Origin of the sequence: Streptomyces typhae, assembly GCF_009755605.1 — a bacterium.
Classification (GTDB): Bacteria; Actinomycetota; Actinomycetes; order Streptomycetales; family Streptomycetaceae; genus Streptomyces; species Streptomyces typhae.
On record NZ_WPNZ01000024.1, the window covers coordinates 108,140 to 121,030 of the forward strand.

Below are 12,891 nucleotides of genomic sequence, written 5' to 3' on the forward strand. Positions count from 1 at the left end.
TGTCGGGCCCTGTCGTGTCGGGCCCTGTCGTGTCGGGCCCTGTCGTGCCGGGCCCTGCCCTGCCGGGCCCTGCCCTGCCGTGCCGGTGCGTGCCGGGCCCGCTCTGTCACGTCCTGCCGCCCGGCGGGGCTTTCGCGCTCGCTATCCCGTCGCCGCCGGAGCGGTGCCGCGCCAGGGCCGCCGTCGGGTCCCTCGGCGTGGCCCACCTGCCGCAACGAGCGGGCCCGGACGGCTGACCCCGGCGAATCTCCGCTCCGTCACCGGGCCGATGTCAGTGCCCCCTGCGACGGTGGGGACATGACCACCGCCTCGCACACCGCACCCGGCGACCTGGTCGCAGCCTTGCGCCTGCCGGTGTGGAACACCCTGTCCGCCCGCGCCGAAGGCCTGCGCCGGGCGCTGCCGCCCCGCCCCGATGCCCCGGCTGCGCGCCACGCGTGGCTGTGCTCCCTCACCCCGGAGCAGGCCCGCGACGCGGCCCTCCTGGACCATCTGGACGCCCTGTGCGGGCACCTCGCCGGACGCCCGGCCCTCGGGTACGACGCCGATGACCCGCTGCCGGACGCCGCCCTCGAAGCCGCCGAGGGCTTCAACCCGCAGCTCACGGCGCTCATCCTCGGCTACCGGAAAGCGCGCGCCACGGGCTGAGCACACTCCGGGCGACAGCGACAGCGACAGCGACAGCGACAGCGACAGCGACAGCGACAGCGACAGCGGCGCCACCGCCCCGCACGGCGCCACCGCCCCGCGCCGCAGCCCCGTACCACCGACACGTGGCCGGAATTCCCCCTACCGCCGACCTCGCCGCGCTCGTCATCGTTGTCGAGATCGTCGTCATCGGAGGTGTGGTCATGCGGATCCCCGGACCCGAGCCGCGGGCGGACGGCGGGGTGGGCGCCGTCGCGGAGGCGGGCGGGCTGCACACCTACCAGCTGCGGCTGCACGCCGCGTACGGACCGGTCGTACGCTTCCAGCTCCCGGGCGCGGAGACGGCCGTGTCGATCGCCGACCCCGTCCTCCTCGAAGCCACCGCGCACATCGACAAACGGCCGGAGCGGCTCTTCGAGTTCCTGGCCCCGCTGTGCGAGTCGGAGAACCTCCAGGTGCTCAACGCCGAGGAGCACACGCCGTGGCGCCGGGTGCTCCTCTCGGTCTTCGCGGGACGCCCCTCGCACGAACGGCACTTCGCGCGTTTCTCCGCTCTCACCACCGCCCTCGCGGACCGCTGGGCCGCGCGGGCGGCGGACGGCCCCCTGGCCGTGCAGAAGGACCTCACCGCGCTGACGCTGCGGATGATCTGCGAGTACGCCCTGGGCGGCGAGGCAGCGGACCCGGACCGCGTGACGGAGGCGTTCGAGGAGGTCCTCACCGAGTACCTGGGGCGGCTGTACCAGGTGCCGGTCCCCGGCACGCAGGAAGAGCGTGCCCGGCGCGCGGAGAACGCCCTCGACTATCTGCGGGAAACAGTCGACCGGGTCGTCGAGGCGCACCGCGAGGGCGGCCGCACGGACCGCAGCGACCTGATCGGCGCCCTCGTCGAGGCCGGTGAGCGGCCCGAGCGCATCCGCGACACCGTCATGGTGACGCTCCTCGCCGCCCACCACACCACCGGCGTGGCCGTCTCCTGGACCCTGCACCTGCTGGCGTCCCATCCCGACGCGGCGGCACGCGTCGTCGAGGAGCTGGACGAGGTGCTCGGCGACCGCGCGACGCCCGACCACGCCGACCTCAAGCGGCTCACGCGGCTGGAGATGGCCCTCAAGGAGTCGATGCGGCTGTACCCGCCGGGCCCCTACGGCGCCCGCGAGACGACCGAAGCGCTCACCGTCGGCGACTACGAGATCCCGGCGGGCGCCACCGTCTTCTATCCGTTCTGGGCCGTCCACATGAACCCCGACCACTGGCCGGACCCGGAGCGGTTCGACCCCGGCAGGTTCACCCCGGACGAGGTCGCCAAGCGGCCCCGCCTCGCCTACATCCCCTTCGGCCTCGGGCCGCGCAGCTGCGAGGGCGCGGGCCTGGCGATGGTCGAGGCCGAACTGGTCCTCGCCGTGCTCCTCAAACGCTTCCGGTTCCGGCCCGCACCGGGACACGAGGTGACGCCGATCGAACGGTTCGTGCTCTGGGCCGCCGACGACATCCACATGATCGTCACGCCGCGGGCGTGACGGCACCCCGGCCCCGCGGAGAACATTCTTCCAAGACGGGCGCGGCCGGGTCGGGCACCGTGGGGGCATGCACAGCGACGGAGCGGGAGAAGGCTGGGACATCGTGCGGCCCGTGCGGGGCGCGGGCACACCGGCGGTGGACGGCGTCCGCATGGCCGGGTACCGCTGCCCGGAGTCCGGGGGCCTGGACATGCGCGTGTTCCCCCAGCCGTTCCTGACGGTCGTACTCGGCTTCGGGGGACCGCCGTTGAGCGTGGAGAGGGAGCACGGAAGCGCAGAGAGGGTGGACCGGCGTGCCGTGGGCAGCCTGGTGGCCGGTCCCGCCCCCGGCCCGACGCGGATACAGGGGGCGTCGTTCGCCTGCGTCGAGCTGCGCCTGTCACCCGTGGCCGCCTACTCGCTCCTCGACGCCGCGCCGGTGGACCTGCACACCGCGGTGGCCGGTCTCGAGGACCTGTGGGGCGGGCACGGGCGCCGGCTGAGCGAGCGGCTCGCCGGGGCGGGGACGTGGCCGGAGCGGTTCGCCCTGGTCGAGGGGTTCCTCGCGGGCTGGAGCGGACGCGGCCCGACGGCGGACGCGGAGGTGGTGGCGTGCTGGTCGCACATCGTGGCGCGGCGGGGCCGGGTACGGGTCGCCGATCTGGCCGCGGCGACCGGGTGGAGCCGCACACGGCTGTGGTCCCGGTTCACCGCGCAACTCGGCCTCACCCCCAAGCGCGCGGCCATGCTGGTCCGTTTCCACTGTGCGGCCCGCCGTCTGACCGCGGGTGCCGACGCCGCGCAGACCGCGCTGGCCTGCGGCTACGTCGACCAGTCCCATCTGCACCGGGACGTGCGTGCCTTCACCGGCGGCACGCCGGGGGACCTGGCACGGACGGTGAGTTCCATCGACCCGGACGACGCCACCACCGAACGAAACCGACAGCAAGTGAAGGGAACAGCACCGTGACGCACAACGAGGATCAGGCCGCGGGCGCCGCCGCGGCCGCACCGGCGCCAGCGGCCGACATCGGCCGGATCGTCCAGATCGCCTTCGGTGGCATGGCGGCGCAGACGCTGCGCGCGGCCCTGCGGCTGCGCGTGGTCGAACTCATCGGCGACAAGGAGAAGGACGCCGCGGACGTCGCCGCCCTCGCCTCCGCGCAGCCGCAGCCCATGACCAGGCTGCTGCGCGCGATGACCGCTCTCGGCCTGCTGGAGGAACGCGCGCCTGGCACCTTCGCCGTCACGTCCACGGGCGCCCTCCTGGACCCCGGCCGGCCGGGCGCGCTCACGTCCTTCGTGCGGATGTTCACCGAGCCCATGATGCTGCGGTCCTGGGAGCAGCTCGACGACAGCGTCCGCACCGGCGACATCGCCTTCGACAAGATCCACGGCACGGACTTCTTCGGCCATCTGAAGGACAACCCCGAACTGTCCGCCGCGTTCAACGGCGCGATGGGCGAGGCCGTCCGGCAGACGGCCTCGGTACTGCCGCACGCGGTCGACTTCAGCCGCTTCAGCACCGTCATGGACATCGGCGGCGGCGACGGAACCCTGCTCAGCGGCGTCCTCGGCGCGCACCCCGCCCTCACCGGGGTCGTCTACGACACCGAGGAGGGCCTGGCCCAGGCCCCCGGCACCCTGCGCCGCAACGGCGTCGCTGACCGCTGCTCCCTGGTTGCGGGGGACTTCTTCCGCTCCGTGCCCGAGGGCGCCGACCTGCACCTCATGAAGAGCATCGTGCACGACTGGCCGGACGAACGCGTCGTCACGATCCTGCGCAACTGCCGGGCCGCGCTGCCGTCCGGCGGCCGGGTCCTGATCGTCGAACCCGTGCTGCCCGAGGTCGTCGACCCCGAGACCGCAGGCCTCACCTACCTGAGCGACCTCAACATGCTCGTGAACGTGGGCGGCAGGGAACGCACCCGGGCGGAGTTCGAGGACCTGTGCCACCGGGCGGGCCTGACGGTCACCTCGGTGACTCCGCTGGCCGGGGCCCGCCCCTTCCACGCCGTCGAGGCCGCCGTGGACGAGTAGCGGCCCGCCACCGGCCCGTCGGCCGCTAGCGGACGGCGAGCGGCTGCCGACGCTCGCCGTCAGGACGCGGGCCGAAAATGCGCCGCTCCGCCGCCGTGATCGGCACGTCGTTGATGCTGGCCTCGCGCCGCGCCATCAGGCCCTCCTCGGTGAACTCCCACAGCTCGTTGCCGTAACTGCGCCACCACCGGCCGTCCGCGGCCCTGCACTCGTACTGGAACCGCACCGCGATCCGGGAGCCGTGGAAGTCCCACAGCTCCTTGCGCAGCGCGTAGTCCTGCTCCCGCGACCACTTCTCGCGCAGGAACCGAACGATCTCGGCGCGGCCCGTGACGAACCGGTCCCGGTTCCGCCAGACCGAGTCGACGGTGTACGCGCTCGCCACGCGCTCGGGGTCGCGGGTGTTCCAGGCGTCCTCGGCGGCCTGCACCTTGCGCAGGGCGCTCTCCTCGTCGAACGGCGGAAGCGGGGGGCGTGCTGCCATGGTGGTTCCTTCCTGGCCTTCCAGGGAACTGGACGAACGCGAACTCCGGTGGAGCGAGGGGGAGAACGAGCGTTCTCCTCCTCGCCGTCCCCACCCTAGGGAACGACCGTCCTCCGGGGTAGCGCGTTTGCCCGTGCGGCAAATCCAGCCCCGGGGAGGCACCCTTGCGGTCCGCCCGTGGCGGCAGGGGTACGGTTGTTCCGCGGGGGCAGTGGGGAGGAGTTCGGCCGATGGACAGCACAGTCGCCACCGAGCGGGCGTTGGACGCGGCCGAGGAGCTGTTCTACCGCAACGGCATCCAGGCCGTCGGCATGGACGACATACGGGCGGTGTCGGGCGTCTCCCTGAAGCGCCTCTATCAGCTCTTCCCCGCGAAGGAACGGCTCGTCGAGGCCTACTTGGAGCGGCGTGACGCGCACTGGCGGGAGCGCCTCGCCGAGCACGTCGAACGGCACCGGGACCCCGAGCGGCGCGTGGTGGCCGTCTTCGACCGGCTGGGCGAGTGGTTCGCGGAGCCCGGCTTCAACGGCTGCGCCTGGATCAACTCGTACGGCGAGCTCGGCGCCGCGTCGGAACCGGTCGCGCGCCAAGTCAGGTCGCACAAAGCGGCGTTCAAGGACTACGTGGCGAAGCTGGTGGCGCGGGCGGGTCTGCCCGTCCAGCTCGGGGAGCAGGTCTTCCTGCTGGCCGAGGGCGCGATGGTGAGCGCCGCGATCACCCGCAGCACCGCCCCGGCGACCCACGCGGCCAACGCCACCCGCCTCCTGATCGCCGCGCACCGTCGCTGATCGCCCCGCAGACGCTGATCGCCGCACACCGACGCTGACCACCGCCCACGAACGCCGGACCGCCGCCCACGAACGCGTGACGCAGCGCGCCGCCCCGCGCGACCGTGCGCGGGGCGGCGGACCGCCGTCGGGTCAGGGGCGGCTGGTGAGATAGCCGCCCATGGCGGTGAAGTACTCGCTCGCGGCCAGCTCGCGGCCGTCCTCCGTGCGGACGCGCGTCAGGGCCAGGCCGTGGTTGCGGCCCGTGCGGGCGTCGGCGCCGGCGACTATGACCACGCCTTCGCCCTCGCGGTAGAAGATGCGGCCGGGGGTGCCGCCGTACTTCCCCTCGGACACGACCGCGGCCAGGACCTCGAGGCGCTTGCCCTTGTGGAAGGCGTAGGCACTGGGGTACGGCTCGGACTGGGCGCGGACCAGGCGCTCCAGGTCCGCGGCGGGCCAGGTCCAGTCGATGCGGCTGTCCTCCAGGGAGCGCTTGTGGAAGAAGCTCGCCTGTGTCCGGTCCTGCGGGGTGAAGTCCTTCTTGCCGGACGCGATGAGGTCGAGGGCGCCGATGGTGACCGGGGCGATGAGGTCGACGGTCTTGTGGAAGAGGTCGGTGGCGGTGTCCTTCGGACCGACCGGCACGGATTCCTGGCGGACGATGTCACCGGCGTCGAGTTCGTCGTTCATCATGTGCGCCGTGACGCCCACTTCGGACTCGCCGTTGATCAGGGCCCAGATCAGGGGGGAGAAACCCGCGTATTTCGGCAGCAGTGAGTCGTGGACGTTCAGTGTGCCGTGGCGGGGGAGGTCGAAGAGGCGCGGCGGAATCCACGTACGCCAGTTGTTGGCGACGATGATGTCGGGGGCGGCGTCTTCGAGCCGCTGGAAGAGTTCCTCGTCGTCGGGTCGATTGCGAATGAGGACGGGGATGCCGTTCGCCTCGGCGAGATCGGCGACCGAGTCGCTCCAGATCTTCTCGTAGGCGTGCTCGCTCTTGGGGTGTGTCACCACCAGCACCACGTCGTGCTCGGAATCGATGAGGGCCTGAAGGGTGCGGTGCCCCCAGGTCTGATAACCGAACATGACGACCCGCATGGGGTTCCTCCTCGGAGCAGGGATTGACCGGCGCCAGTAAAGCAAGGCTTACCTTAGTTTTCAACGTGCGCGTACGATGCCCCAGTTGATGGGGGTGGTCATCCGTTTTGCCCTGTCGACACTGTCATAGTTTTAGCTTAGGCTCACCTAAACTCCATGACGCTCAGGACTAATACGTCCCCGGTGGATCAGAGGGATAACGTACTTCGACATGAGCACGACTGCAGTTGAGCGCCCCGCACCCAGTGTCATGGGGGCCCGTCGGCGCCGGATGGCGGGCTTGAGCGCGCTTGCAGCGATCCTCGTGATCGCGGCGGCCGTGTCCCTGGCCGTCGGCGCGCGGGCGTTGAGCCCCGCCGAGGTGTGGCACGGGCTGTTCGCGGAGCCCGAGTCCGACCAGCGGCTCACGGAGATCCGGCTCATCGTGGAGACCGTGCGCGTGCCCCGGACGGTGCTCGCGATCGTGGCGGGGATCGCGCTGGGCGTCGGCGGCGCGCTGATCCAGGGGTACACGCGCAACCCGATCGCGGACACGGGCCTGTTGGGGGTGAACGCCGGCGCCTCGTTCGCCGTCGTGACGGCGATCTCCGTGTTCGGCCTCGGCGATCCGTTCCAGTACGTGTGGTTCGCCTTCCTGGGGGCGGCCGTCGCCGGAGTCGTCGTGTTCGGCGTCGCGAGCATCGGCCGGGGGACCGGCAATCCGCTGACGCTCGCCCTGGCCGGGCAGGGCATCACGGTGTTCCTCGCGGCGATGACCACGGCGATCGCGCTTTCGGACAAGGAGTCGCTGAACGCGCTGCGGTTCTGGAACTCGGGCTCGGTGGCCGGTGTCGGCTTCGACGTCATCTGGCCGGTGACGGGGTTCGTCGCGGTCGGCCTGGTCCTCGTGGCCGTCGCGCTGCCCGCCCTCAACCTGCTCAACCTCGGTGACGACGTGGCCCGCGGGCTCGGCGTGAACATCGCGTGGAGCCGGACCGTCGGCATCGTCGCTATCACCCTGCTCGCGGGTGCGGCCACGGCGGCCTGCGGGCCCATCGCGTTCCTCGGGCTCATGGTGGCCCACGTCGCCCGCTATCTGACCGGCCCGGACTACCGCTGGCTGGTGCCGTACGCGGGCCTGCTCGGCGCCGTCGTCCTGCTGGTCTGCGACATCGTGGGCCGACTCGTGGTCCGCCCCGGCGAGTTGGACGCGGGGGTCGTCGTCGCTCTCCTCGGCGCACCGTTCTTCGCGGCCCTGGTGTGGCGCGGCAAGTTCAAGAAGGCGTGAACGTGACAGATGTGAAGTCCGCGCAGGCGGGGGAGCCCGGAGGGCCGGGCAGGTCCGGCGGGTCCGCGGTGCCGGGAGAGCCGGGAGAGCTCGGCTCCGCAGGGAAGGCCGCGGTGGCGCCCGGTGTGCGCCTCGGCGGCCTCTCCTTCGTGTGGCGGCCCTACGTCCTCGCCGTCACGCTGCTCCTGACGGGCGCGACCTTCCTGGTGTTCTGCCTGTCCATCAGCGTGGGCGACTTCCAGATCGGCCTGTCCCGGGTGATCGCCACGATCTTCGGCCGGGGCGAGCCGGTCGACGAGTTCATCATCATGGACCTGCGGCTGCCGCGCGCACTCGCCGGGCTGGTCGTGGGCGTCGCCCTCGGCGTCTCCGGGGCCCTCACCCAGTCCATCGCGCGCAATCCGCTGGCCAGCCCGGACGTCCTCGGCATCACGGCCGGCGCGAGCGCGGTAGCGGTGTTCCTGGTGAGCGCGTCGGGCGGCGCCGCGACGGCGGTCGTCGACTCCGTGGGCCTGTCCGCCGCGGCGCTCGCCGGCGGCCTCTGCACCGGTCTGCTCGTGTACTTCCTCGCGTGGCGGCGCGGTGTCGACGGCTTCCGGCTCATCCTCATCGGCATCTCGGTGAGCGCCGTCATGGAGGCCATCACGACCTGGCTGCTGGTCTCGGCCGACATCAGGGACGTGGCGCGGGCCCAGGCCTGGCTGGTGGGATCGCTGGACAACCGGGCGTGGGACGACGTCGAGATCGCGCTCTGGGGCACCCTCGTCCTGCTGGTCGTCGTGTCGTGCGTCGCCTTCCAGTTCAAGCCGATGCACTTCGGCGACGAGGTCGCCGCGGGCCTCGGTGTCCGCTACCAGCTGGTGCGGGCGGTCCTGCTGCTGTGCGCGGTGCTGCTCGCCGGAACGGCGGTGAGCGCGGCGGGTCCCGTGCCGTTCGTGGCGCTGGTGGCTCCGCAGGTGGCGATGCGCCTCGCGCGCTGCCCCACGCCGCCCCTCGTCGCCTCGGGCATGGCGGGGGCGCTGCTCCTGATCGGAGCGGACCTCGTCGCGCGCACGGTGCTGCCGGACGGCCTTCCGGTCGGTGTGGTCACCGCCGCGATCGGCGGTCCCTTCCTCGTCTATCTGCTGGTGCGGGCGAACCTCAGATAACTGGTACAAAGGTGAGGCAAACCTTAACAAGCGAGGGGGGCTTGTGGCCGCGCAGTACATCACCGAGAGCGGGTCCGGCGTCGTCGTCGACTCACGTCTCGCAGCCAACGGCGTCACCGTCGGGTACGGCAGCCGGACCGTCATCGACGACCTCGACGTGGCGATACCGCCCGGGGTGATCACCACCATCATCGGCCCCAACGGCTGTGGCAAGTCGACCCTGTTGCGGACCCTGACGCGGCTGCTCAGGCCCACCAAGGGCCAAGTAGTCCTGGACGGCGAGGACATCGTCAAGCTGAAGACCAAGGACGTGGCGAAGAAGCTCGGCCTGCTGCCGCAGGCACCGGTCGCGCCGGAGGGGCTCACGGTGTCCGACCTGGTCGCCAGGGGCCGCCACCCGCACCAGAGCTGGCTGCGGCAGTGGTCCTCCGACGACGCCGACGTGGTGGAGCGGGCCCTCGCCATGACCGGGGTCGCCGACCTGGCCGACCGCCCCGTCGACTCCCTCTCCGGCGGCCAGCGCCAGCGCGTCTGGATCTCCATGACCCTGGCTCAGGGTACCGACCTGCTGCTCCTGGACGAGCCGACCACGTATCTGGACCTGGCGCACGCGGTCGACGTACTCGACCTGGTGGACGATCTGCACGAGTCCGGGTGCACGGTGGTGATGGTCCTGCACGACCTCAATCTGGCCACGCGCTACAGCGACAACCTCGTCGTGATGACGGACGGTTCGGTCCTGGCGCAGGGGCATCCGCGCGACGTGATCACCGCCGAACTGCTGTACGAGGCCTTCGGCCTGCGAGCCAAGGTGATCGACGATCCGGTGGGCGACCGACCGCTGATCGTTCCGATCGGTCGAACTCACGTACAGCTCGACTGGATTGAGCCAAACGCGAAGTGAGAGTAAGGCTAGGCTAACCTCACTTTTGCACGGTAAAGTTTGCCTGCCCTGACAGGGGCGCACCGGGCCCTCGAAGGGGCGTTCCGGACGGCGTGAGAGCAAGGGATCTCGAATGCACCTCCAACGAACGACGCGTACGACGCCGTGGCGCCGCCTCGCGGCAGTGGTCTCCGCCGCGGCCCTCGGTGTCGGCCTCCTCGCGGGATGCGGCTCGGACGACTCGAACGACGACGCCGACACCGGCAAGGACGGCGGCAAGGCCGCGGCCGGCACGTTCCCCGTCTCGGTGGAGCATGCCTTCGGATCCACGAAGATAGCCAAGGCCCCCCAGCGGGTCGTCTCCGTCGGCTACACCGACGACCAGGCGATCCTCGCGTTCGGCGTCAAGCCGGTCGGCATGGTCGACCAGTATCCGAACCCGGAGGGCAAGTCCCCCGACATCAACACCCAGTGGCCCTGGGTGAAGGACAAGTGGGGCGACACCAAGCCCGAGGTCGTCATGAAGAACGGCGACTCGGGCCCGAACTACGAGAAGATCGCCTCGCTGCGCCCGGACCTGATCATCGCGGTCTACTCCGAGATCGACAAGGCCGCGTACGACAAGCTCTCCAAGATCGCCCCCACGGTGGGCCGCACCAAGGCCGAGAAGGAGCCGTTCAGCGCTCCGTGGCAGGACAACGCGGTGCACATCGGCAAGGCGCTCGGCCAGGAGGACAAGGCCGAGAAGCTGGTGGCCGGCATCCAGACCAAGCTCGACACGGCGAAGAAGGACCACCCCGAGTTCGCCAAGCAGACGGCTGTGCCGCTGTCCTGGTACAAGGACTCGGTCGCGCCGTTCACCACGACCGACGTGCGCGGACGCCTGGTCACGGGCATCGGCTTCAAGGGCCAGAAGAAGATCGACGAGGTCGCGGACGGCAAGTTCTTCACCGTCCTGTCCCCCGAGCGCATCGACCTCGTCGACGTCGACCACCTCTTCGTCATCAATGACACGGCCGACCAGAAGGCCCTGAAGAAGTTCAAGCTGTTCACCAACCTGGACGCGGTCAAGAAGGGCAACGTGTCGTACCTGCTCGACAGCGAGGGTCCGGCGGTCGGCGCGGCCATGTCGCAGGGCACGCTGCTCTCCCTGCCGTACGCGATCGACGAACTCGTCAAGTCGGTCGACTAGGTGTGAGCACCACCGAAACCCGGGCCGTCCCGGCGGCCCTGCGCACGGCGTCCGGGCGTGAGGCCACCCGATGGGTCGCCGCGCACTGCCGGCAAGTGCCCTGGCTGACGGCCGCCACCGTGCTCAGCACGGTGGCGGGCGCCGCCCTCCAGGTCCTTCCGGTGCTCCTGCTCGGCCGCGTGGTCGACGCGGTGGTCGACGGCGAGTCCCGCTCGGTCCTGATCACGGTCGGCGCGCTGATGGCCGCCGCCGCGCTGCTCGGCGCGGTGGCCACCGGCGTGTCGACGTATCTCATCGGACGCCTCGGCGCGGACCTGCTCGCCCAACTGCGGGAAGGCGCCGTCCGTTCGGTCCTCGGCATGCCCAGCTCCCGCGTCGAGCAGGTCGGCCGCGGGGACGTGCTCTCCCGGGTCGGCGACGACGTGGCGGTCCTCTCCAAGGGCATCCGCATGGCCATCCCCACCGTCTTCTCGGCGGGCGTCCTCGTCCTCATCGCCACGGTCGGCATGTTCGGCCTCGACTGGCGGCTCGGACTCGCGGGCGCCGGCGCGCTGCCCGCCTACGCCCTCGCGCTGCGCTGGTACCTGCCGCGCTCCGCCCCGCTCTACCGCAAGCAGCGTGTCGCCCAGGCCGACCGCGCCCAGGCGCTGATCAGCGGCCTGAACGGGATCGATACCGTGCGCGCGTACCGCCTGGAGGACTCCTTCCGCGAGAAGGTCACCAGCGAGTCGTGGCGGGTGCGGGAGTACGGGATCGAGGTGTTCCGCTTCTTCGGCCGGTTCGTCGGCAGGGAGAACCGCGCCGAGTTCATCGGCCTCGTCCTCATCCTCGTGGTGGGGTACGCGCTCCTGGAGGCGGACGCCGCGAGCCTCGGCGAGGTCTCGGCGGCCCCCCTGATGTTCCACCGCCTCTTCACCCCCCTCGGCGCCATCATGTTCACCTTCGACGAGGCACAGAAGTCGGGCGCGAGCCTGACCCGCCTCGTCGGGGTCCTCGGCGAGGACTCCGAGGACCGGCTCGTCGGCGACGCGACGGTGGCGCCCGCCGACGCCGTGCCGTACGCGGTGACGGTGGAGGGCCTGACGTACCGCTACCCCGACACCGAGCACCCCGTCCTCAGGGACGTCGACCTGACGATCCCTGCGGGCGGTTCGCTCGCCCTGGTGGGGGCGACGGGTGCGGGCAAGACGACCCTGGCCGCGCTGATCGCCGGGATCGGGACGCCCGAGGCCGGGTCCGTGCGCATCGGTGACACCGACCTCGCAGCCCTCGACGAGGCGGGCGCGCGGGCCCTGGTGAGCATCCTGACGCAGGAGACCCATGTGTACTCCGGTTCGCTCGCCGAGGACCTGCGCCTCGCGGCGCCGCGGGCGAGCGACGCGGAGCTGCGGCAGGCGCTGCGCACGGTCGGCGCCGACACCTGGGTCGACGCGCTGCCCGAGGGGCTCGACACCAAGGTCGGCGAGGGCGGGGAGCGCCTCGACGTGACCAAGGTGGCCCATGTCGCCCTGGCCCGGCTCGTCCTCGCGCGGGCCCCGGTGGTGGTGCTCGACGAGTCGACCGCGGAGGCGGGCAGCGAGGGCGCCGCCGAGCTGGAGCGGGCCGTGCTCGCCGCGTGCGCGGGCCGGACCACGCTGTTCGTGGCGCACCGGCTGACGCAGGCGATGGCAGCCGACCGCATCGCCGTCCTCGACGCGGGCCGCGTCGTGGAACAGGGTACGCACGACGAGCTGGTTGCCCTGGGCGGCAGGTACGCGCGACTGTGGCAGGCGTGGCGAGAAGGTAGTTAGGCAACCCTCAGTCAGGTGTGGTCGCACTCGGTTGGCCGAGTGCGGCCTGTGGAAGGAAAAGCTGAGTCCCCG

Annotated in this window: 12 protein-coding genes; 10 read left to right on the forward strand and 2 right to left on the reverse strand. The window is 71.5% G+C overall.

The annotated features are described in order from the left end of the window. Positions 1-297 precede the first annotated feature (297 nt). The 4 genes from GPA10_RS33270 (at position 298) to GPA10_RS33280 (ending at position 4,187) form a co-directional block, all read left to right on the forward strand. A complete protein-coding gene (locus tag GPA10_RS33270; protein WP_157168714.1) occupies positions 298-648 on the forward strand; it encodes a hypothetical protein in 351 nt (116 codons plus the stop codon). A 203-nt stretch (positions 649-851) separates the two neighbouring features. Next, a complete protein-coding gene (locus GPA10_RS33275; protein WP_157168754.1) occupies positions 852-2,168 on the forward strand; it encodes a cytochrome P450 in 1,317 nt (438 codons plus the stop codon). Between the two features lie 67 nt (positions 2,169-2,235). Next, positions 2,236-3,117, forward strand: coding sequence for a helix-turn-helix domain-containing protein (locus tag GPA10_RS43010; protein ID WP_246260242.1), 882 nt, complete (start codon positions 2,236-2,238; stop codon positions 3,115-3,117). After that, positions 3,114-4,187, forward strand: a complete 1,074-nt coding sequence (locus tag GPA10_RS33280; RefSeq protein ID WP_343041605.1) for a methyltransferase — start codon at positions 3,114-3,116, stop codon at positions 4,185-4,187. The genes GPA10_RS43010 and GPA10_RS33280 overlap by 4 nt, the downstream gene beginning before the upstream one ends. A gap of 25 nt (positions 4,188-4,212) precedes the next feature. Here GPA10_RS33280 and GPA10_RS33285 read toward each other — a convergent pair whose 3' ends face one another. Continuing rightward, positions 4,213-4,671, reverse strand: a complete 459-nt coding sequence (locus tag GPA10_RS33285) for a nuclear transport factor 2 family protein (RefSeq protein ID WP_157168715.1) — start codon at positions 4,669-4,671, stop codon at positions 4,213-4,215. 230 nt (positions 4,672-4,901) lie between these two features. Between GPA10_RS33285 and GPA10_RS33290 the strand changes: the two genes are divergently transcribed. After that, positions 4,902-5,459, forward strand: coding sequence for a TetR/AcrR family transcriptional regulator (locus GPA10_RS33290; protein WP_058847129.1), 558 nt, complete (start codon positions 4,902-4,904; stop codon positions 5,457-5,459). 132 nt (positions 5,460-5,591) lie between these two features. Here GPA10_RS33290 and GPA10_RS33295 read toward each other — a convergent pair whose 3' ends face one another. Further along, on the reverse strand, positions 5,592-6,539 hold the full coding sequence (locus GPA10_RS33295) for a methionyl-tRNA formyltransferase (RefSeq protein ID WP_157168716.1): 948 nt from the start codon (positions 6,537-6,539) through the stop codon (positions 5,592-5,594). 211 nt (positions 6,540-6,750) lie between these two features. Between GPA10_RS33295 and GPA10_RS33300 the strand changes: the two genes are divergently transcribed. The 5 genes from GPA10_RS33300 (at position 6,751) to GPA10_RS33320 (ending at position 12,819) form a co-directional block, all read left to right on the forward strand. After that, complete coding sequence (locus GPA10_RS33300) at positions 6,751-7,806, forward strand: FecCD family ABC transporter permease (RefSeq protein ID WP_157168717.1); 1,056 nt, start codon at positions 6,751-6,753, stop codon at positions 7,804-7,806. 68 nt (positions 7,807-7,874) lie between these two features. Then, on the forward strand, positions 7,875-8,954 hold the full coding sequence (locus GPA10_RS33305) for a FecCD family ABC transporter permease (protein ID WP_343041612.1): 1,080 nt from the start codon (positions 7,875-7,877) through the stop codon (positions 8,952-8,954). 43 nt (positions 8,955-8,997) lie between these two features. Further along, a complete protein-coding gene (locus GPA10_RS33310) occupies positions 8,998-9,858 on the forward strand; it encodes an ABC transporter ATP-binding protein (RefSeq protein ID WP_343041606.1) in 861 nt (286 codons plus the stop codon). 112 nt (positions 9,859-9,970) lie between these two features. Continuing rightward, complete coding sequence (locus GPA10_RS33315) at positions 9,971-11,029, forward strand: iron-siderophore ABC transporter substrate-binding protein (protein WP_157168718.1); 1,059 nt, start codon at positions 9,971-9,973, stop codon at positions 11,027-11,029. A 2-nt stretch (positions 11,030-11,031) separates the two neighbouring features. After that, positions 11,032-12,819 carry an ABC transporter ATP-binding protein gene (locus tag GPA10_RS33320; protein WP_343041607.1) on the forward strand — a complete coding sequence of 596 codons (1,788 nt, stop codon included), beginning with the start codon at positions 11,032-11,034 and terminating at the stop codon, positions 12,817-12,819. Positions 12,820-12,891: the final 72 nt, after the last annotated feature.